A 20482-nucleotide genomic window follows, 5' to 3' on the forward strand; every position below is an offset into this window, starting at 1 on the left:
GGCTTGCCACATCCAGGCCCAGTGCGCCCTGCGGACGGGGCCGGTTATTTCCCCTTTCTGTGACAAGGAGCCGTCATGAACCGTCACCCCAGCATCAAGCACTGGTGCGAGCTGCAAGAACCTGAGCCGGGATCCTACCCAGGCAGTGAGGAGCGCATGTCGCACGGCAGCGCTCTTGGCAGGCACTTTGGCTTCAGCCGCATCGGCATTCACCACGAGCTGGTCGAGCCCGGCCACCGCACCAGCTGGCCCCACGCCGAAGAGACCGAGGACGAGTTCGTCCACGTGCTGGAAGGGACACCGGATGTCTGGCTCGATGGGGTGCTCCATCGGCTGCAACCGGGCGATTCGGTGGGTTTCAAGGCCGGTGACGGCCTGGCCCACACCTTTATCAACAACACGGATGAGCCGGTGCGGCAGCTCTGCGTGGGGGACAGGGATCGCGCAGACAACCGCATCCACTACGCCCTGCACCCCGAGTACAACCGCCAGATCGGCAAGCGCCACTGGGACGAGGTGCCCGCCCGCGACATGGGCGATCACGACGGCCTGCCAGACCGGCTGTGCGAAAGTAACGGCCCCTTCTGATCCGGCGCTCATACCGGAATGACCCAGCGCTGGCGACTATCCTTGATGCGGATCTCAATCAGGAGGAGTTGACCATGACGACGGGAACAGTACGACTGCACAGGGTGCTCAAGGCGCCACCGATGCGGGTCTATCGGGCCTTTATCGAGGCGGATGCGCTGGCCAAGTGGCTACCGCCCCACGGCTTCACCTGCCGGGTGGCGCAGCTGGAAGCCAGGGTCGGCGGCCACTTCCGGATGGCGTTCACCAACTTCGGCACGGGCCACAGCCACGCCTTCGGCGGCGAGTACCTCGAGCTCGAACCGGGCAAGCACATTCGCTACACCGACAGCTTCGACGACCCCAACCTGCCGGGGGTGATGCATGTCACCATCAGCCTGACCGGTGTGCTCTGCGGTACCGAGCTTGCCATAGAGCAGGCCGGGATCCCCGAGGTCATACCGGTGGAGATGTGCTATCTCGGCTGGCAGGAGTCCCTGACCCAGCTGGCCGCTCTGGTCGAACCCGAGATCCCGGGGGAGTAGCCGGGCACAGGCCCGAGCGGGTTGCGCGCGTCGGCCAGCCCAAAAAAGAGAGCCTGCCACCTGGCAGGCTCTCTTCATTCCGGCAACCCTGAGACTTATTGCAGGTTCAACCCACCCAGATAGTCCCGCTTGCCGAGATCGACCCCGGCCCGGCGCAACAGGGCGTAGGTCATGGTGAGGTGGAAATAGAAGTTGGGGATGGCGTACTCATGGACGCAGGTATGGCCATCCATCCCCTTGCCACCCGCCCAGTGGGGGACATAGCGACCACTCTCGAACTGGCTGAAATCGGCATCCAGCTTGCTCTGCAAAAAGGCGATGGTCTTGGTGATATGGGCACGCAGATCCGCCATGGTCCTGGGCTCATCCCCCATCACGGGCTGCTCGCCATGGCTGGCGGTGGCGACACAGGCACGGGCCGAATCGCAGCAGATCAGCACCTGTTTGCTGAGGGGCAGCATGTCGACGATCAGCCGATCGCCGAAGAAGTTCTCCACATTGAACTGCTTCGCCTCGGCATGGGCGGCGGCCTTGGCCAGGCACAGGTCGAGGTTGGTCAGCATCTTGATAAACTGGGCAGCAATATCACGGTTCATGGTGCGTTCTCGGTTGGTTGAAGGCAGTTAAACGAGCCGCCCCACTATAGCGCATCCCCCCGTAGTATCACCCCACCCCACAACTACCGCGACAAGGTATGGCCATCGACAAGGGCATCTTGGGAGGAATCTTGGGACACCCACCTTTTTGTTGCCAGAAGATCGTCAGCCCCACGCCAACTATCCCGATCACCCAGTAGAGCGACCCCCACTTTTCGGGCGAATCAACCAGACTGGCGACCGCCATGCCGGCAGATGTGGTAGCCACGATCCCCACATAAACGCGCCAGTAGCGCGGGAAGTCGGTAATACAGTCGATAAAATCTAACAGGTCATCGATCAGTTGCAGCGGTGACATGAGCCCCTCCAGCTACTCCGTTATTCAGCATCCCACTCAGCTTGGCATAGTGCGGCCGTGGGTGGGGAAAGCGGTCAGGGCATATTGGGACACCCACCTTTTTGACAGCGCTTTACCTCTGTTCTTGACTGAAAGGGATATCGCAGGAGGTTGCCATGACCATTGCCCGTTCCCGTCAAATCAGTCTGCAAGATACGCCTTATTACCATGTGGTCAGTCGCTGCGTGCGGCGGGCCTTCTTATGCGGCGAAGATGCCCATTCCGGCCAGAGTTACGAACACAGACGCCAGTGGGTGGTCGACAAGCTGAGCCAGCTGTCGCGACTGTTTGCCATCGGCGTCTGCGCTTATGCGGTGATGAACAATCACTACCACCTGGTGCTCAAGGTTGAGCCTGATACGGCCACCAACTGGAACGAACGGGAGATAGCCGAGCGTTGGGCGGCACTGTTTCAGTGGCCCCTGCTGGTGCGGCGCTGGTATCAGGGGGAATCCCTGATTGAACCGGAACTTATGGTCGTACAACAGCTGATAGCCCAATGGCGTGAGCGGCTGCATTCCATCAGCTGGTTTGTTCGGCTGCTCAATGAAAACCTGGCCCGCCAGGCCAATCTGGAAGATGGTTGCAAGGGCCATTTCTGGGAAGGACGCTTCAAAAGTCAGGCATTGCTCACCGAGTCAGCCCTGCTGGCCTGCATGGCCTACGTTGACCTCAATCCGATACGGGCAGCGATTGCCGACAGACCGGAAGAGAGCGATTACACCAGCATCAAGCAGCGGCTCGCTGACCAACAACCCGCAGCGCCATTGCCACCTCTGTTGCTGCCGTTCTCCAGCAGAAGTGAGTCAGATGGCCTGCCCTACCTCTTTACCGACTATCTGATGCTGGTCGACTGGACAGGACGAGCCATCAGAACCGACAAACGGGGCCATATTTCGGCTCACCTTGCCCCCATCCTGCAACGACTTGGCCTTGATACCACGCAATGGTTGCGACAAGTGACGATGTTTCGGCGGCAAGGCATCAGAGCCGTGGGTGACAGGGAACATTGCCAACTGTTCGCACAGCACTGCGGCCAGCAACGATGTCACCAGCCGCCTCTTTGAATCGCTAGTCCCCACTTCATATCACACCCGGCATGTCATCCGATGCCAAGCATGACGCTGCCTGAACAAGAGGCTTTAAAAGCCAGAACCGTCACCTTGTCGCTCCCGCTCCAGCCACCGAGCCAACCATCACCTCATCACCAGCCTGGCTACGGCTTACTCAGAAAGGTGGGTGTCCCAGATTTTGATCCGATGCCGGGCATGACGCATGCCTGAACAAGAGGCTTTAAAGGCCAGAACCGTTACCTTGTCGCTCCCGCTCTGGCCACCATCGAGCCAACCATCCATCACCCCATCACCAGCCTGGCTACGGCTTACTCAGAAAGATGGGTGTCCCAGATTTAATCGACGATGTCACCAGCCGCCTCTTTGAATCGCGAGTCCCGCTTCATATCACACCCCGGCATGTCATCCGATGCCGGGCATGACGCATGCCTGAACAAGAGGCTTTAAAGGCCAGAACCGTCACCTTGTCGCTCCCGCTCCAGCCACCGAGCCAACCATCCATCACCCCATCACCAGCCTGGCTACGGCTTACTCAGAAAGGTGGGTGTCCCAGATTTTCTGCCGATTGGCCATATTCCACCTTCCATCGTTATGTGGCGAGCGGCGTCTATCCGCCGGATTGGTGCGGGTCGGTGGATGGGGGATTGGGGGGATTGGGGGGATTGGGGGGATTGGGGGGATTGGGGGGATTGGGGGGATTGGGGGGATTGGGGGGATTGGAGCAAACCCCTAAAAGGGTTGTTCCGTTGTAAGCGTCCGATTACGCTTCGCTAATCGAACCTACGGCCCTTCAATTAAAGAAAACGGCGTAGCTTCACCAGCTACGCCATCTACTAAAAGATCGATGTCACAGATTTTATGTAAATATATCATAAGATTAGGCGTATTTTTGTTACATTAACAATCCGAAATTAAAACTATTTTTGCCGATGGGAGTGAGAGTGGGAATATTAGAGGATATATGGAGCTCCATTAAAGGTAATGCCAGAATAAGGGTTAAAGACCCTATAATTGGCACCTTTATTTTCTCTTGGTGTATATGCAACTGGGATAAGTTGGCAACCCTCTTTTTAGGAACAGCCTCAATTGATGAAAGAATAAAATACATGGTTGATACCATGCACATCACAAATCTACTTTATGATGTAGATCTGATAATCCTTCCATTAATGCTGACGCTATTATATCTGTTTGTATTTCCACATTTATCACTATGGGTAAAACAAAAACAGAATGCCGTTATTTTATCACAGCACAAGCAAGCTATAGAATTGGATATTAACCAGGCAAAGGCTCAGAAACAACTTAACAAAGTCAGGCTTAGAGCAAATCCTGAAAAAGAGTTTCTTACTCAAGAAATTGAAATGGATCTTCAAGAGGAGATGCGGAAAAGTGAACGCCGTAACAAGATAATGGAATATATCGATTTAAAGACAAAAAACAAACGTGCAGAGTTGGAAATAAAAAGTTCTCAGGCAGAGAAGTTACGTGTCGAGCTTGAAGTGAAAAAACGACAAGAGGACACAGAAAAAATGAAATTTGAAAGGCAAGCCGTAATTCATAGGGCAACGTTAGCTTCAAATCGCTTTCCTATCTTGTATCAATGGATGAATTTGCTTTCAAATAGCATCCAACAAGATGGCGTGACCATGAGCCTTAGTGGATTAACTAACACTATCGCTGCCATGTTTGGGTATGACACCATAGATATGCTGATCAATGATAAAAATTTCAACAACTCAAAGTTAGATGAAATAAAATTCATCTATCACGATTCAGTATATTTGGCTGATAAGCTTAGCAATATAGCAAGCGCTGAAAATGACAATGAAGAAATAATATCTGGAGAGTTACTTTTTGATCATGTTCAGATGATATTGGAGGGTTTCAACATAGATTTGTTATCTGCTGATGAATTAGCGGAAAAGATATGTGATATGGTCAATGAAACAAGTTATGACATTCTTAATAGTGAGGAATTATCAGGCCCAATGGCTGAGACTGACACTATATTTGATGACCTAGAGATAGCCGTCGATAGTTTTAAATTTAATGACGGATTTGAAGTCTCAATGAGTGGTTATGCTAGTGGTCATCATCGAAAAGAAGATGATGTTATCGGTCGAGAATTGTCAGTTAATATAATCGCTAGTTGTACACCACAGATAGGTAGATTCGGTTTGTCAGATTACAAATTAACTATTAGTGGTTCGCCTAGAGATTATGAGTGAGTTAGCAACTTTGGATTTTTCTTATAAATAAAAATTATTGCATAATAAAGCTATGATATATAAACCAACCCGGCCTAAGCCGGGTTGGTTGCATCAAGAGCGGGAATAATCAAAGCGCTTCCAATCTGGCATACGCCGTCACCAGCCACTTGGCGCCGACCTCGTCGAACTGGATCTGCACCCGGCTCTGCTGGCCGACCCCTTCGAAGTTGAGCACTATGCCTTCGCCGAATTTCGGGTGCAGCACCCGCTGACCGAGCGTGATGCCGCTGGCGTCGAAGCTCTGCTGCACCTCGTTCTGGCTGAAGCGGCCGTACTGGGTGGGTCTGCTCACCTGAGTGCGCAGCCGGATCTCTTCCAGACACTCGGCGGGCATCTCGCGGATAAAGCGGCTCGGCTTGTGGAACATCTCGCGGCCATAGATACGGCGGCTCTCCGCATAACAGATGTAGAGCTTTTCCATGGCGCGGGTCATGCCCACGTAACAGAGGCGGCGCTCCTCTTCCAACCGGCCCGACTCCTCGGTGGATTGCTGGCTGGGGAACATCCCCTCCTCCACCCCGACCAGCAGCACCAGCGGGAACTCCAGCCCCTTGGCGCTGTGCAATGTCATCAGTTGCACCGCATCGGCATATTCGTCCGCCTGATTCTCGCCAGACTCCAGCGCCGCATGGGCGAGGAAGGCGGAGAGATCGCTCATGTCTTCCAGCTCGTCCGGGCGCTGGTACTGGCGGCAGGCGGTGACCAGTTCGTCCAGGTTTTCCACCCGCGCCTGGGATTTCTCGCCCTTCTCGGCCAGATACATGGCCTTGAGGCCGGAGTGCTGGATGGCGATGTCCGCCTGCTGATGCAGCGGCAATAGAGAGACCTTCTCTTCCAGCGCATCCAGCAGATCGACGAAGCCGCGCACCGCGTTGCCGGCGCGACCGGTCAGCACCTTGTCGTTGAGCAGCCCCTTGGCCGATTGCCACAGGTTCTGGCCCTGATCCCGGGCGTTGGCGCGCAGTATCTCCAGGGTGCGATCGCCTATGCCACGGGTCGGGGTGTTGACCACCCGCTCGAAGCTGGCATCGTCGCCACGGTTGTTGATCAGACGCAGGTAGGCCATGGCGTCCTTGATCTCCTGACGTTCGAAGAAGCGCAGGCCGCCGTAGATGCGGTACGGCATGGCGTCCTGCATCAGCGCCTCTTCCAGCACCCGCGACTGGGCGTTGGAGCGGTAGAGGATGGCGCAGTCGGCCAGCAAGCCGCCCTTCTCTTTCCAATCCTTGAGACGGCCCACCACGAAGCGGGCTTCGTCCACCTCGTTGAAGGCGGCATAGAGCGAAATCGGCTCGCCCTCGGCCCCCTCGGTCCACAGCTCTTTGCCGAGCCGCTCAGAGTTGTTGGCAATGACGCAGTTGGCGGCCTTGAGGATGTTGGCGGTGGAGCGGTAGTTCTGTTCCAGGCGTATGGTCTCGGCGCCCTGATAATCGGTCAGGAAGCGCTGGATGTTCTCTATCTTGGCGCCGCGCCAGCCGTAGATGGACTGGTCATCATCGCCAACTATCATCACCTTGCCGGAATCCCCTGCCAGCATCCGCAGCCAGGCGTACTGGATGCCGTTGGTATCCTGGAATTCGTCCACCAGGATATTCTGGAAGCGGTCGCGGTAGTGCTCGAGGATGTGCGGTTTGTTGAGCCACAGCTCGTGGGCGCGCAGCAAGAGCTCGGCAAAGTCCACCAGCCCGGAGCGATCGCAGGTCTCCTGATAGGTCTGGTAGATCTGCTGATAGGTGCGGGTGACGGGGTCGCCGTAGAGGTCGATGTCGCCGGGGCGCAAGCCCTCGTCCTTCTTGCCGTTGATGTAGCTCATCACGGCACGCGGAGCCCAGTGCTTCTCGTCTAGGTTGAGCGCCTTGATGACGCGGCGGATGAGACGGTACTGGTCGTCTGAGTCGAGAATCTGGAAATCCTGCGGCAGACCGGCATCCAGATGGTGGGCCCGCAGCAGACGGTGGGCGATACCGTGGAAGGTGCCTATCCACATGCCGCGTTGCATGCTGCCCAACACCTTCTCGACCCGACCGCGCATCTCGGCGGCGGCCTTGTTGGTGAAGGTCACGGCTATGATGGAGAAGGGTGAGCAACGCTCCACCTGCATCAGCCAGGCAATACGGTGCACCAGCACCCGGGTCTTGCCCGAGCCGGCGCCGGCCAGCACCAGCAGGTTGCTGCGGGGCGCCGCAACGGCATCTCTTTGCTTGTCGTTGAGCCCGTCGAGCAGGGTTGAAACGTCCATCACCACTCCTGTTTATTTATACAGGCGGGGATTATACGACCTGTGGCGCCACAGACCAAATCGGCGTGAACGACCGACGCCATCGGGTATGTCGGGCCTGGGTCGGGAGAGGCCAAAACGGGCGCAGAACATAAACAGGCACCAATAGAAACCACTTTTTAGCCAGCCGGGCGAAAACGCTTGCTTATAACCATATGAATATAAACAAAAATGTCATTTGAAACCCTGTTTTTGCAGAATTTAAATCTGAAAACAGGCATCAAAACAACCACTTATAAATTGATTTGCTTATATTTCAAACCGTTACCGCAAACGTTTTTCCTTTATGATCTCCTTGACCCGCACCGTGGCTCACTTACAGTTAGCCAGCGTGCTTTATGGCCTGCTCCGGCAGGTTGTGGACCCTCACATAACAATCAAGGATACGATCGTGACTAAAGTGCTCAAGCTGGCCACCGTTGCCACCCTCACTCTCGCTGCCCTTTCTGCTCAGGCAGCTTCCCAGCCCGCCGTCATCTATGACACCGCCGGCAAATTCGACAAGTCATTCAACGAAGCCGTGTTCCGTAACGGCGTCGAAGTCTACAACAAGGACAAAGGCGTCAAGGTCAAGGAGTTCGAACCCCAGAACGAAGCCCAGCGTGAGCAGGGCCTGCGTCGTCTGGCCAGCCGTGGCAACGGCCCGATCGTCGCCGTCGGTTTCAACATGGGCTCGGCCGTCGAGAAAGTCGCGACCGAATTCCCGAAAACCCAGTTCACCATCATCGACATGGTGGTCGACAAGCCGAACGTGCAGTCCCTCATCTTCAAGGAGCATGAAGGCTCCTTCCTGGTGGGTGCGCTGGCAGCCATCGCCTCCAAGACCGGCAAGGTCGGCTTCGTGGGCGGCATGGATATCCCGCTGATCCGCAAGTTCGAGTGCGGCTACGAGCAGGGTGCCAAGTACGTCAATCCGAAGATCGAAGTGTTCCAGAACATGACAGGCTCCACCCCGGCGGCGTTTGCTGACCCGGCCAAGGGTGCCGAGCTAGCCAAGTCCCAGTTCGCCAAGGGCGTCGACGTGGTTTACGCCGCGGCCGGCGGTACCGGTATCGGTGTTTACCAGGCAGCCAAGGATGAAGGCAAGTTCGCCATCGGCGTGGATTCCAACCAGAACCACCTGCAACCGGGCACCATGCTGACCTCCATGGTCAAATCCGTGGGTCTGGCCGCTTATCAGACCTGGGATGACGCCGCCAAGGGCACCTGGAAACCGGGTATCAAGAACCTGGGCCTGGCCGAGGGTGGTGTGGATTGGGCACTCGACAAAGACAACGAGAAGCTGATCAGCGCAGACATGAAAGCCAAGGTTGACGTCATCAAGGCCGACATCATCTCCGGCAAGGTCAAAGTTCATGACTATATGAGCGACAACAGCTGCAAATACTGAGTAACCGCTACTACTCTCAACCCAACGACCGGCCCGTACGGGCCGGTTTTTAGTCTCTCTTCATGACCCGCAAGGACTGCATCATGGACCAGACAGATCGCTATGCCATCGAATTAAGGGGTATCGATAAGCGGTTCGGCGAAGTGTACGCCAACAAGCAGATCGACCTTAAGGTTCAAAAAGGCAGTATTCACGGTATCGTCGGCGAAAATGGCGCCGGCAAGTCGACTCTGATGAGCATCATCTACGGTTTCTACCACGCCGACAGAGGCGAGATGTTCATCGACGGCAACCCTTTCAAACCCCATGGCTCACAAGATGCGATCGCCGCAGGCGTGGGCATGGTGCACCAGCACTTCATGCTGGTTAACAATTTCACCGTGCTGGAGAACGTCATCCTCGGCGCGGAAAACGGCTGGCACCTGGGCCAGAGTCTGGCTGCGGCCGAGAAGCTGCTCGGCGAGCTGGCGCGGGACTATGGTCTCGACGTGCCACTGCACGAGAAGATCGAGGATCTGCCGGTGGGCCTGCAACAGCGGGTCGAGATCCTCAAGGCGCTCTATCGTGGTGCCCGCATCCTGATCCTCGACGAGCCGACCGGGGTGCTGACCCCGCAAGAGGCGGATCACCTGTTCGAGGTGCTGAAAAAGCTGCGGGATCAGGGCGCGACCATCATCCTCATCACCCACAAGCTGCGGGAGATCCTGGCCATCACGGATCAGGTCTCCATCATGCGCCGGGGCGAGATGGTGGCCCACGTCGCCACCAAGGATACCGACAAGGAGCATCTGGCCGAACTCATGGTGGGCCGCAAGGTGCGCCTCAAGGTCGACAAGGGCCCGACCCAGCCGGGCGAGGCCAAGCTCAGGGTCAACGGGCTCAGTTACTTCGACGATGCCAAGGTGGAGCGGGTCAAATCCGTCAGCTTCGAGGTGCGAGCCGGTGAAGTGGTCGGCATCGCCGGCGTCTCCGGCAACGGCCAGTCCGAGCTGCTCAGCCTGCTCGGCGGCATCATCAAGCCCAGCAAGGGCAGCTTCACCATCACTGGCAATGGTCAGGCGCACGAGGTGAGCGTGGCGCATCCGGCCGATCCCGAGCGGGTGCGCAACTATGGCCCCTAGGCCATGTGCCGGAAGACAGGCACAAGATGGGGCTGATCAACCGCTTCGAGGCGCAAGAGGCCTTCATCCTGGGTTATCACCGCCGCCCCCAGTACAACAAGGGCTGGCTGCAGAACAAGGAGGCGATCCTGCAGGATTGCCAGGCCAAGATGGACAAGTGGGACGTGCGCCCGCCCCATCCCGACCACAAGACCGCCAACTTCTCCGGTGGCAACCAGCAGAAGCTGGTGATCGCCCGCGAAGTGGAACAGAACCCGGATGTGCTGCTGATCGGCCAGCCGACCCGCGGGGTCGATATCGGTGCCATCGAGTACATCCACCAGCAGATCATCGCCATGCGCGACAAGGGCAAGGCCGTGTTGCTGGTGTCGGTGGAACTGGACGAGATCATGAGCCTGTCTGACCGGATCCTGGTCATCGCCGACGGTCGCATCGTCGGTGAGCTGGACGGCGCCAAGGCGGATGAGCGCACCATAGGGCTGATGATGGCGAACATAGTTCCCGACGAGGTGGCGGCAAGCCAATCGCAAGGAGCCACATCATGAAGGTCACAGCCACTTGTAACGGATTCGGCCTGATGATGGTCAACGCACCCGTCCCCGACGAGATTGCCAAGGAGGCTCGCTCATGAGCCAAGCACGTATCCCTGCCTGGATCTCCGTGGGCGTGCTGCCCGCGGTCAACATATTGCTGGCCTTCCTGGTGTCGGCCATCCTGTTCTACTACCTCGACATCAACCCGGTCGATGCCGCCAAGATCATGTGGTACGGCGCCTTCGGCACGGGAGAAGGGGTTGGTTTCACCCTCTACTACGCGACCGGTTTCATCTTCACCGGCCTGTCGGTGGCGGTGGCCTTCCATGCCGGCCTGTTCAACATAGGCGGTGAAGGTCAGGCCTATATAGGCGGCCTCGGCGTCGGCCTGGTCTGTCTGCTGCTCGGCGACTCCCTGCCGTTCGCGCTGCTGCTGCCGCTGGCCATCATAGCCGGCGGCCTGTTCGGTGCGGCCTGGGCCTTCATCCCGGCCTGGCTGCAAGCCAAACGCGGCAGCCACATCGTCATCACCACCATAATGTTCAACTTCATCGCCGCCTCCCTGATGGCCTACCTGCTGGTCGAGGTGTTCAAGCCGGCAGGCTCCATGGCGACCGAGAGCAAGGTGTTTGCCGAGGCGAGCTGGCTGCCCAAGGTCAGCGAGCTGGCGAGCGGTTTCGGCATGGAGATGCCCAACAGCCCGCTCAACATCAGCTTCTTCTGGGCGCTGATCTGTGCGGCCCTGGTCTGGGTCTTCATCTGGCATACCCGCTGGGGCTACGAGATCCGCTCCGTGGGCGCCAGCCAGAGCGCCTCAGCCTATGCGGGCATCTCCTATCCCAAGGTGGTGATCCTGGCCATGGTGATCTCCGGCATGCTGTCGGGCTTCTTCGCCCTCAACGTGCTGCAGGGTGAACTGCACCAGATCAAGCTCAACTTCGTGGAAGGCTTCGGCTTCACAGGTATCGCGGTGGCCCTGATGGGGCGCAACCACCCGGTCGGCGTCATCATCGCCAGCCTGCTGTTCGGCTTCCTCTATCAGGGGGGCGCCGAGCTCAGCTTCGAGTTCGGGGTCGACCGCAACATAGTGGTGGTGCTGCAGGGTCTGGTGATCCTGTTCTGTGGCGCCCTTGAGCACATGATGCGTCCGCGCATCGAGCAGCTCTATCTGGCATTTGCCAACCGCTCATCCGCGCAAGCCAAGGGAGTCTGATCATGTTCGAAACTCTGATCCTGATGCTGGATGCGACCATACGAACCGCGCCACCGCTCATCCTGGCCGCCATGGCGGGCATGTTTTGTGAACGCTCCGGTGTGGTCAACATAGCGCTGGAAGGCAAGTTGCTGGCGGCGGCGTTCGCCAGCGGCGCGGCGGCGGCCGTCTCCGGCTCTGCCTGGATTGGTCTGGGTGCGGGTGTGGGCGTCTCCATACTGTTCGCCCTGATGCACGGCTTTGCCACCATCACCCACAGGGGCGATCAGGTGGTGAGCGGCATGGCCATCAACATACTGGCGGCCGGTCTGACCGTCACCCTGGGCCGTTACTGGTTCGATCAGGGTGGCCAGACCCCGGCGCTGTCCGGTGCGGCCCGCTTCGCCCCCATAGATCTGCCCTACGCCAAGGAGCTGTATGACGTGCCCGTCATAGGCCAGCTCTACAGCGAGCTGCTGAGCGGCCACTCCCTGCTGGAGTACGTGGCGTTTGCCGCCGTGCCCCTGGCCTGGTGGGTCTTGTTCCGTACCCGCTTCGGCCTGCGTCTGCGCGCCGTGGGTGAGGCGCCGGCCGCGGTCGACACCGCCGGCATTTCCGTGGTGCGCATGCGTTATACCGCGCTCATCATAGGCGGCCTGCTGGCCGGTATTGGTGGCACCTATCTGGCGGTGGCCCAGACGGCCCAGTTCATCCCCAACATGAGCGCGGGCAAGGGCTTCATGGCGCTGGCGGCGCTGGTGTTCGGCAAGTGGCGCCCCTGGAATGCCATGGCGGCCTGCCTGCTGTTCGGCTTCCTCGATGCGGTCGCCATCCGGCTGCAAGGGGTCAGCATAGGTGGCTTCGCCATTCCGGTGCAGGCCATAGAGGCGCTGCCCTACATACTGACTGTGTTCCTGCTTGCCGGTTTCATCGGCAAGGCGGTGGCCCCCAAGGCGCTCGGCACCCCCTACGTCAAGGAACGGGAATAACCCTCTCCTTCATGCCATACAAACAGGCCCGCGCAAGCGGGCTTTTTTTATCTCCATTTTCATGCCGCCCGCTCAACCCACCGGTCGCACCAGCGCGGGCTGATGGGGATCGCTGAGCCGCTCGGCCAGGTAATCCACCAGCAGCCGCACCTTGGGAGAGAGATGGCGGTTGTGGGGGTAGAGGGCCCAGATCCCCTCCTCCGGTGCCCGCAGCTCGGGCAGCAGCTCGACAAGCTCGCCCCGGGCCAGGTGGTCGCTCACGTAGTAGTCCGGCAGCTGGATGATGCCGATCCCCTTGAGCGCCGCATCCAGCAGGGCGTGGCCGCTGTTGCACTGCAGCAGACCGTGCACCCGCACGCTGTGGGGGCGAGCGTCCAGGGTGAAGTACCAGTCGTCACTGTTGCCCACCAGACAGCGGTGGCGGGTCAGCTCGGAGAGGCTGTTGGGAATGCCGTGACGGGCGGTGTAGGCCGGCGAGGCGCACACATAGGGCACCCGCTGCGCCAGCTTGCGCGCCACCAGGGTCGAATCCTTGAGATGACCGAGCCGGATCGCCAGATCGTAGCCTTCGTGCACCAGATCCAGCAGCTGGTTGGTGAGGTTGAGGGTCACCTCCAGCTGGGGGAAACGCACCATGAAGTCGTTCACCAGCGGGGCGATACGGCTCTCGCCATAGGAGACGGGCGCCGTGATCCGCAAAGACCCTTGCGGCACCGCCTGATGGCGCCCCACCGCCAGCTCCGCCTCGTAGAGGTTGTCCAGCAGCTGGCGGCAGTGGCGATAGTAGATTTCGCCAAGCTCGGTGAGCCGCACCTGGCGGGTGGTGCGCAGCAGCAGCTTGGCCTGCAGCCTGTCTTCCAGCTGCGCCACCTGCCGGCTCACCTGAGCCACCGACACCCCCAGCTTGCGCGCAGCCGGGGTAAAGCCCCCCTGCTCCGCCACGCTGACAAATTCACAGATCCCTTCCCAGCCGAGCATTATTACCTGTGTGTAAAAGTGATTTGATATTTAGCCTTATTATCACCAAATCGAAGGGAAACTACACTGCATACCTGAGTTCATCTCTGTTCACCTACCGCAACAAGAAGGATGTCATTCATGGCACAGGTTCAAAGCATCAAGTGTAAAGCCGCCATCGCCTGGGGACCGGGCCAGCCCCTCTCCATCGAAGAGGTGGAGGTCATGCCACCCCAGGCCGGTGAGGTGCGGGTACGCATAGTCGCCACCGGCGTCTGCCACACAGATGCCTTCACCCTGTCCGGTGAAGATCCGGAAGGGGTCTTCCCCTGCATCCTGGGCCATGAGGGCGGCGGCATAGTCGAGTCCGTCGGCGCCGGCGTCACCAGCGTCAAGGTGGGGGATCACGTGATCCCGCTCTACACCCCCGAATGCGGCGAGTGCAAGTTCTGCAAATCCGGCAAGACCAACCTGTGCCAGAAGATCCGCGCCACCCAGGGCAAGGGGCTGATGCCGGACGGCACCACCCGCTTCTCCAAGGACGGCCAGCCCATCTATCACTACATGGGCACCTCCACCTTCAGCGAATACACGGTACTGCCCGAGATCTCCATCGCCAAGGTGGACCCGGCCGCCCCGCTGGAAGAGGTGTGCCTGCTCGGTTGCGGCGTCACCACCGGCATAGGCGCCGTGATGAACACCGCCAAGGTGAAAGAGGGTGAGAGCGTCGCCATCTTCGGGCTGGGTGGCATAGGCCTCTCCGCCGTGATCGGTGCCCGTCTGGCCAAGGCCGGCCGCATCATCGCCATCGACATCAACGAGAGCAAGTTCGAACTGGCCCGCAAACTTGGCGCCACCGACTGCATCAACCCGAACGACTATGACAAGCCGATTCAGGAGGTGATCGTCGAGTTGACCGATGGCGGCGTCGACTTCTCCTTCGAGTGCATCGGCAACGTCAAGGTGATGCGCGCTGCGCTGGAGTGCTGCCACAAGGGCTGGGGCGAGTCGGTCATCATAGGCGTGGCCGGCGCCGGCCAGGAGATCAGCACACGTCCGTTCCAGCTGGTCACAGGCCGGGTCTGGCGCGGCAGCGCCTTCGGCGGGGTACGCGGTCGCAGCGAACTGCCGAGTTACGTGCAGCGCTACATGCAGGGGGAGTTCCGCCTCGACGACTTCATCACCCACACCATGCCGCTGGAGCAGATCAACGAGGCGTTCGAGCTGATGCACGAAGGCAAGAGCATCCGCACCGTCATCCACTACTGAGCATGATCACCCCGCCCGCCGCCGCGGGCGGGGTGCAGGAGTTCCTCGATGAATCTGGACATTATCAGCAGCAACAAGAGCTTCGATGGCTGGCACAAGCGCTACAGCCACAGCTCCAGCCTGCTCGGCTGCGAGATGCGCTTCGCCATCTATCTGCCGCCTCAGGCCCTCACCGGCCAGAAGGTGCCCGTGCTCTACTGGCTCTCCGGCCTCACCTGCACCGATGAAAACTTCATGCAGAAGGCGGGGGCACAGCGCATCGCCGCCGAGCTCGGCATAGCCCTGGTGGCACCGGATACCAGCCCGCGCGGCGAAGACGTGGCGGACGACCCCGCTTACGATCTCGGCATGGGGGCCGGCTTCTACGTCAATGCCACCCAGCATCCCTGGCGCGATCACTACCAGATGTATGACTACGTCACCCGCGAGCTGCCCGAGCTCATCGAGACCCACTTCCCGGTCTCGACCCGGCGTGCCATCAGCGGCCACTCCATGGGCGGCCACGGTGCGCTCATCGCTGCCCTGCGGGAACCCGGTCGCTACCGCTCGGTGTCGGCCTTCAGCCCCATCAGTCACCCGAGTCGCTGCCCCTGGGGCCAGAAGGCGCTCGGCGCCTACCTCGGCAACAATCCGCTGCTGTGGCAGGAGTGGGATGCCTGCCAGCTGCTGCGCCACCATGAGGTGACGCCGCTGCCGACTCTGGTGGATGTGGGGCTGGACGACCCCTTCCTCGCCGAGCAGCTGCACATAGATGCCCTGGCCGATGCGGCCGCCAGCAAGGCCTGGCCGCTGGAGCTCAACCGCCATGCCGGCTATGACCACAGCTACTACTTTGTGGCGAGCTTTATCGAGGCGCACCTGCGCTTCCACGCCCGCCACCTCTGATCGAAACAGGCCCGTCACGGGCCTGTCTCTTTTCTGCGTTCGATTGCCGGCTTGAGGCCAGCGGCGTCAGCTGCCCTGGCGGGTCACGTCACCCGAGCCCGCGATCTTGCTCTCCAGCTTGGGATCACCCCAGTAGCTGACCGAACCGGATCCGGCGATGCCGACCTTGAGCCGATCCCGGGCCCGCACCTCCACATCCCCGCTGCCAGCGATATTGATCTCGACCTGCTCGCTTCTGAGACCGGCGCCCAGCACATCGCCGGCGCCGGCGATATTCAGCTCCATGGCTTTGGCCGAGCCCTCACCCAGATCCAGGCTGCCCGAGCCGGCTATGTTGCCCTCCAGCCGGTTCAGATCCAGCTTGCTGGCGACTATGTCGCCCGTGCCGGCCACCGACAGCACCAGCTGGTCACCCTTGAAGCCATGCAGATCGCCGCTGCCCGTGCCCGCCAGCGCCAGCTCATGGAGCTCCGGCAGTGTGATGGTGAGCTCCAGCGGCTCAGTGGGATCGAGCCGATAGCCATCCTTCACCTCTATCTCCAGCTTGTCTCCCTTCTCGGTCAGCACCAGATAGGGCAAGAGGTTCTCCTGCCCCTTGATATGAATACCGCTCGCCTCACCCGCGACCAGATGGATACTGGCAGGCACACCGGCCAGTATCCTGGTCACCTGCCGACCCATGGCGTGCTGCTGCTCGATCACGGCCCCCGCCCCGCTCACCCGGGTATCATCCAGCCAGCTGCAACCACTGAGCCCCACGACCAGCATAATGCCCATCATCCATTTCATCGCCACTCTCCTCGTTGTGTTCTGGCCGTCTTCAGACCGTTTGGTCCTCATAGATGGCAAACCCCATGCCAAATCATCAACCGCATGATTTTCATCATCATTTAACTTTCCCATGTCAGCACCATCACTATGCAGAGAGTCATCCAGACCATTATTTGGTAAAAATGACCATCCCAAAACGGGGAGATCCCGGTCGGTTGGCAGCCCTCCCGCAGGGTCGCTATGCTGACAAACCGTGGAAGTTTTTTGTTGTGGCGCCAGTCCGTTGAGCCAATAGTGATACCTTGTGCGTATAGAGCTCTCCATCGATGCATTTACCACTGTCTTGTCAGTCTTCACTGCAACAAGGAGTCAGAGCGTGACCCAAGTCAGCACCTCGTTTTACACCGCCGTCGGCCTGCCTGAGCCGACCCGCACCCCGCTGCTGACCGGCAGCGATCCCGAGCAGAAGCGCCGCGAGCTGCTGGCCTACTTCTGCCAGACCTTCGATCTCTACGACTCGCTGTTCGATTGTCTGGCCGATGAGCGCGCCTGGTTCAACAAGGCGATCCCGCTGCGCCATCCGCTCATCTTCTACTACGGCCACACGGCCGCCTTCTTCATCAACAAGCTGCTGGCGGCCCGCCTCATCGACAGTCGCCTCGACGCCCGCATCGAGGCCATGGTCGCCATCGGGGTGGACGAGATGAGCTGGGACGATCTCGACGAGACCCACTACGACTGGCCCGCCGTCGCCGAGCTGCGCGACTACCGCGCACAGGTGCGCGCCCTGGTGGTCGACTTCATCGAGCGGATGCCGCTGACCCTGCCCATCGACTGGCAGAGCCCGGCCTGGGTCATATTGATGGGGATAGAGCACGAGCGCATCCACCTCGAGACCTCCAGCGTGCTGATCCGCCAGCTGCCACTGGCCTGGGTACGGCCCCGCCCCGATTGGCCCGCCTGCCCCCAGGTACGCCATCAGATGGCGGACGTGCCTGCCAACAGCCTGCTGCCGGTGGCAGGGGGTCGGGTGCGGCTCGGCAAGCAGGATGCCACCTACGGCTGGGACAACGAATATGGCGAGCGCCACATCGACGTCGCCCCCTTTCAGGCCAGCCGCATGCTGGTCAGCAATGCCGAGTATTTCGCCTTCGTGCAGGCGGGGGGGTATGAGCAGCAGCAGTGGTGGGATGAGGAGGGTTGGGGCTGGTGCCAGTATGCCAGGGCGCGCATGCCCACCTTCTGGGTCGGCGATCCCAGCGAACCCGAGCAACTGCAACTGCGGCTGATGACGGAGCGGGTGGCCATGCCCTGGGACTGGCCCGCCGAGGTCAATCAGCTGGAGGCCGCCGCCTTCTGCCGCTGGAAAGCTGCCCAGACCGGGCTGCCCATCCAGCTGCCGAGCGAGGGGGAGTGGGCGCTGCTGCGCGATCAGCTGGCGGGGGATCAGCCGGACTGGGTTGAGGCACCCGGCAACCTCAATCTGGCCCGCTTCGCTTCGTCCTGTCCGGTGGACGCCTTCCCCCAGGGCAGCTTTTTCGATCTGGTGGGCAACGTCTGGCAGTGGACCAGCACCGCCATCGACGGCTTCGAGGGGTTCAAGGTACACCCGCTCTACGACGACTTCTCCACCCCTACCTTCGATGGCAAGCACACCCTCATCAAGGGCGGCAGCTGGGCAAGCACGGGCAACGAGGCCCTCAAGTCATCCCGTTACGCCTTTCGCCGCCACTTCTTCCAGCATGCGGGCTTCCGCTATCTGGTCTCCCGTTATCAGGAACCCGTTATCGTGAATCCTTATGAAACCGACACGCTCGTTGCACAATACCTCGACTTTCAGTACGGTCCGGCCCACTTCGGCGTGGCCAACTACGCCAAGACCCTGGCAGACCTGGCCAGCGAGCTGTGCAGCAACCACCAGCGGGCGCTGGACATAGGTTGCGCCACAGGTCGCGCCAGCTTCGAACTGGCCCGTCACTTCCAGCATGTGGACGGAGTGGACTACTCGGCCCGCTTCATCGACGTGGCACTCGCCCTCGCCAGCCAGGACAGCTTCCGCTATGCAGTGCCACTGGAGGGAGATCTGGTGGAGTATTGCGAGGCGCGGCTGTCGAGCCAGGATCTCGGCGCCGAGCAGGCCGGGCGCGTCCACTTCAGCCAGGGGGATGCCTGCAACCTCAAGCCCAAATATGGCGACTACGATATGGTGCTCGCCGCCAACCTGATCGACCGGCTGCGCGAACCGGCCCGCTTCCTGCGCGACATAGCGCTGCGCCTGCGTAGCGGCGGCCTGCTGGTGCTCACCAGCCCCTACACCTGGTTGACCGACTACACCCCCAAGACCAACTGGCTCGGCGGCATCCGTGAAAATGGCGAGGCGCTCAGCACCTATCAGGCGCTGCAACGGCTGCTGGCGGAGGAGTTCGAGGAGCACTGCCCACCCAGGGACGTGCCCTTCGTGATCCGCGAAACCGCCCGCAAGTATCAGCACACCCTGGCCCAGCTCACCGTCTGGCGTAAGCGCTAGAAAGCGGCGACGGCACGGGCCGTGAAAATAAAAAAGGAGGCCTGTCGGCCTCCTTTTTTTCATTGTGGCGCGCACCCGGCTGGGCTCAGACCCCCTGCTCGTGATAGCGGCGGGCCAGCACGGCACAGACCATCAGCTGGATCTGGTGGAAGATCATCAGCGGCAGCACCATGACACCGACGCTGGCGGCCGGGAACATGACGTTGGCCATGGGCACACCATTGGCGAGACTCTTCTTGGAGCCGCAGAAGACTATGGTGATCTCGTCCGCCCTGTTGAAGCCGAGCCGGCGGCTGATCCAGACGTTCCAGCCCAGCACCAGCGCCAGCAACACGCAGCTCAGCAGCACTATGCTGGCCAGATCGTACCAGCCTACTTGATGCCAGATCCCCTGCACCACGGCCTCGCTGAAGGCCACATAGACCACCAGCAGGATGGAGCTCTGATCCAGCTTGCCGATCAGCGGCCTATGGCTGTCGACCCAGCGGCCGATCAAGGGCCGCGACAGATGCCCCACCACGAACGGCAACATCAGCTGCACCATGATGGCCTGGATGGAGTGCCAGGTGTCGACCCCCTCCCCTTGTACATTGATCATGAGCCCCACCAGCACGGGGGAGAGGAAGATACCGAGGATGCTGGAGGCAGAGGCGCTGCACACAGCCGCCGACACATTGCCCCCCGCCATGGAAGTGAAGGCGATGGCCGACTGCACGGTGGCGGGCAAGGCGCACAGATAGAGGAAACCGAGATAGATGGCCGGGCTCAGCCATTGCGGCACCAGCGGGGTAAGCAGCAGCCCCAGCAGCGGGAACAGCAGGAAGGTGCTGGCCATCACCACCAGATGCAGCCGCCAGTGACCCAGCCCCGCCAGCAGGTTCTGGCGCGACAGCTTGGCGCCGTGCATGAAGAACAGCAGCGCCACCGCCAGCTTGGTCAGCAACGCGAACCAGACGGCAACCTGCCCCTCGCAGGGAAAGAGGGAGGCCAGGGTGACCACCAGAATAAGCACACAGGTAAAGGGATCCAGACGCACGGAGAGTCTCCAACGAAAGCGCATCCCGCTCCGCCGAGGCGTTCGGGAGGGGACGACAGGAAACACAACAGGAGCTGTTTGAC

The 20482-nt window shown here is 60.1% G+C and carries 16 protein-coding genes and 1 pseudogene; 11 read left to right on the forward strand and 6 right to left on the reverse strand.

Annotated elements, in window-relative coordinates; translation table 11 throughout:
- Positions 1-75: 75 nt before the first annotated feature.
- Both CK910_RS03900 and CK910_RS03905 read left to right on the forward strand, forming a co-directional pair.
- On the forward strand, positions 76-588 hold the full coding sequence (locus CK910_RS03900) for a cupin domain-containing protein (protein ID WP_098981059.1): 513 nt from the start codon (positions 76-78) through the stop codon (positions 586-588).
- 74 nt (positions 589-662) lie between these two features.
- Complete coding sequence (locus tag CK910_RS03905; protein ID WP_098981060.1) at positions 663-1112, forward strand: SRPBCC family protein; 450 nt, start codon at positions 663-665, stop codon at positions 1110-1112.
- A 95-nt stretch (positions 1113-1207) separates the two neighbouring features.
- Here CK910_RS03905 and CK910_RS03910 read toward each other — a convergent pair whose 3' ends face one another.
- Complete coding sequence (locus CK910_RS03910; protein WP_098981061.1) at positions 1208-1708, reverse strand: DUF1993 domain-containing protein; 501 nt, start codon at positions 1706-1708, stop codon at positions 1208-1210.
- Between the two features lie 67 nt (positions 1709-1775).
- The gene (locus CK910_RS03915) at positions 1776-2066 is read right to left on the reverse strand and encodes a hypothetical protein (RefSeq protein ID WP_098981062.1); all 291 of its coding nucleotides are present in this window, start codon (positions 2064-2066) and stop codon (positions 1776-1778) included.
- Between the two features lie 155 nt (positions 2067-2221).
- On the opposite strand from CK910_RS03915, the gene CK910_RS03920 reads away from it, so the two are divergent.
- Together CK910_RS03920 and CK910_RS03930 are read left to right on the forward strand one after the other, a co-directional pair.
- Complete coding sequence (locus CK910_RS03920) at positions 2222-3172, forward strand: transposase (protein WP_098981063.1); 951 nt, start codon at positions 2222-2224, stop codon at positions 3170-3172.
- A 947-nt stretch (positions 3173-4119) separates the two neighbouring features.
- Complete coding sequence (locus CK910_RS03930) at positions 4120-5409, forward strand: hypothetical protein (protein ID WP_098981064.1); 1290 nt, start codon at positions 4120-4122, stop codon at positions 5407-5409.
- 109 nt (positions 5410-5518) lie between these two features.
- Here the strand turns inward: CK910_RS03930 and uvrD are convergent, their stop codons facing one another.
- Positions 5519-7690, reverse strand: coding sequence for a DNA helicase II (gene uvrD, locus CK910_RS03935; protein ID WP_043139484.1), 2172 nt, complete (start codon positions 7688-7690; stop codon positions 5519-5521).
- Positions 7691-8120: 430 nt separating this feature from the next.
- Here uvrD and CK910_RS03940 point away from each other — a divergent pair, with 430 nt between their 5' ends.
- The 4 genes and pseudogenes from CK910_RS03940 (at position 8121) to CK910_RS03955 (ending at position 12954) form a co-directional block, all read left to right on the forward strand.
- Positions 8121-9119 (forward strand): BMP family lipoprotein, encoded by a 999-nt coding sequence (locus CK910_RS03940; protein WP_043139487.1) that lies wholly within the window; start codon positions 8121-8123, stop codon positions 9117-9119.
- An 83-nt stretch (positions 9120-9202) separates the two neighbouring features.
- Positions 9203-10785, forward strand: a pseudogene (locus CK910_RS03945) (ABC transporter ATP-binding protein).
- Between the two features lie 82 nt (positions 10786-10867).
- Positions 10868-11986: an ABC transporter permease gene (locus tag CK910_RS03950; RefSeq protein WP_042866832.1), complete on the forward strand. Its 1119-nt coding sequence runs from the start codon at positions 10868-10870 to the stop codon at positions 11984-11986.
- 2 nt (positions 11987-11988) lie between these two features.
- Positions 11989-12954, forward strand: a complete 966-nt coding sequence (locus CK910_RS03955) for an ABC transporter permease (protein ID WP_042866829.1) — start codon at positions 11989-11991, stop codon at positions 12952-12954.
- 72 nt (positions 12955-13026) lie between these two features.
- Here the strand turns inward: CK910_RS03955 and CK910_RS03960 are convergent, their stop codons facing one another.
- Complete coding sequence (locus CK910_RS03960; protein WP_043554608.1) at positions 13027-13932, reverse strand: LysR substrate-binding domain-containing protein; 906 nt, start codon at positions 13930-13932, stop codon at positions 13027-13029.
- Between the two features lie 120 nt (positions 13933-14052).
- Here CK910_RS03960 and CK910_RS03965 point away from each other — a divergent pair, with 120 nt between their 5' ends.
- Together CK910_RS03965 and fghA are read left to right on the forward strand one after the other, a co-directional pair.
- Positions 14053-15180 carry an S-(hydroxymethyl)glutathione dehydrogenase/class III alcohol dehydrogenase gene (locus CK910_RS03965; protein WP_098981066.1) on the forward strand — a complete coding sequence of 376 codons (1128 nt, stop codon included), beginning with the start codon at positions 14053-14055 and terminating at the stop codon, positions 15178-15180.
- A 48-nt stretch (positions 15181-15228) separates the two neighbouring features.
- Positions 15229-16065, forward strand: coding sequence for an S-formylglutathione hydrolase (gene fghA / locus CK910_RS03970; protein ID WP_098981067.1), 837 nt, complete (start codon positions 15229-15231; stop codon positions 16063-16065).
- A gap of 66 nt (positions 16066-16131) precedes the next feature.
- Here the strand turns inward: fghA and CK910_RS03975 are convergent, their stop codons facing one another.
- Positions 16132-16854: a head GIN domain-containing protein gene (locus tag CK910_RS03975; protein WP_098981068.1), complete on the reverse strand. Its 723-nt coding sequence runs from the start codon at positions 16852-16854 to the stop codon at positions 16132-16134.
- A 358-nt stretch (positions 16855-17212) separates the two neighbouring features.
- Between CK910_RS03975 and ovoA the strand changes: the two genes are divergently transcribed.
- Positions 17213-19363 carry a 5-histidylcysteine sulfoxide synthase gene (gene ovoA / locus CK910_RS03980; RefSeq protein WP_098981069.1) on the forward strand — a complete coding sequence of 717 codons (2151 nt, stop codon included), beginning with the start codon at positions 17213-17215 and terminating at the stop codon, positions 19361-19363.
- Between the two features lie 85 nt (positions 19364-19448).
- On the opposite strand, the gene CK910_RS03985 is transcribed toward ovoA, so the two are convergent.
- Positions 19449-20399 (reverse strand): bile acid:sodium symporter family protein, encoded by a 951-nt coding sequence (locus CK910_RS03985; protein ID WP_098981070.1) that lies wholly within the window; start codon positions 20397-20399, stop codon positions 19449-19451.
- Positions 20400-20482 lie beyond the last annotated feature (83 nt).

The organism is Aeromonas sp. CA23, assembly GCF_002587065.1.
Taxonomy (GTDB): domain Bacteria; phylum Pseudomonadota; class Gammaproteobacteria; order Enterobacterales; family Aeromonadaceae; genus Aeromonas; species Aeromonas bestiarum.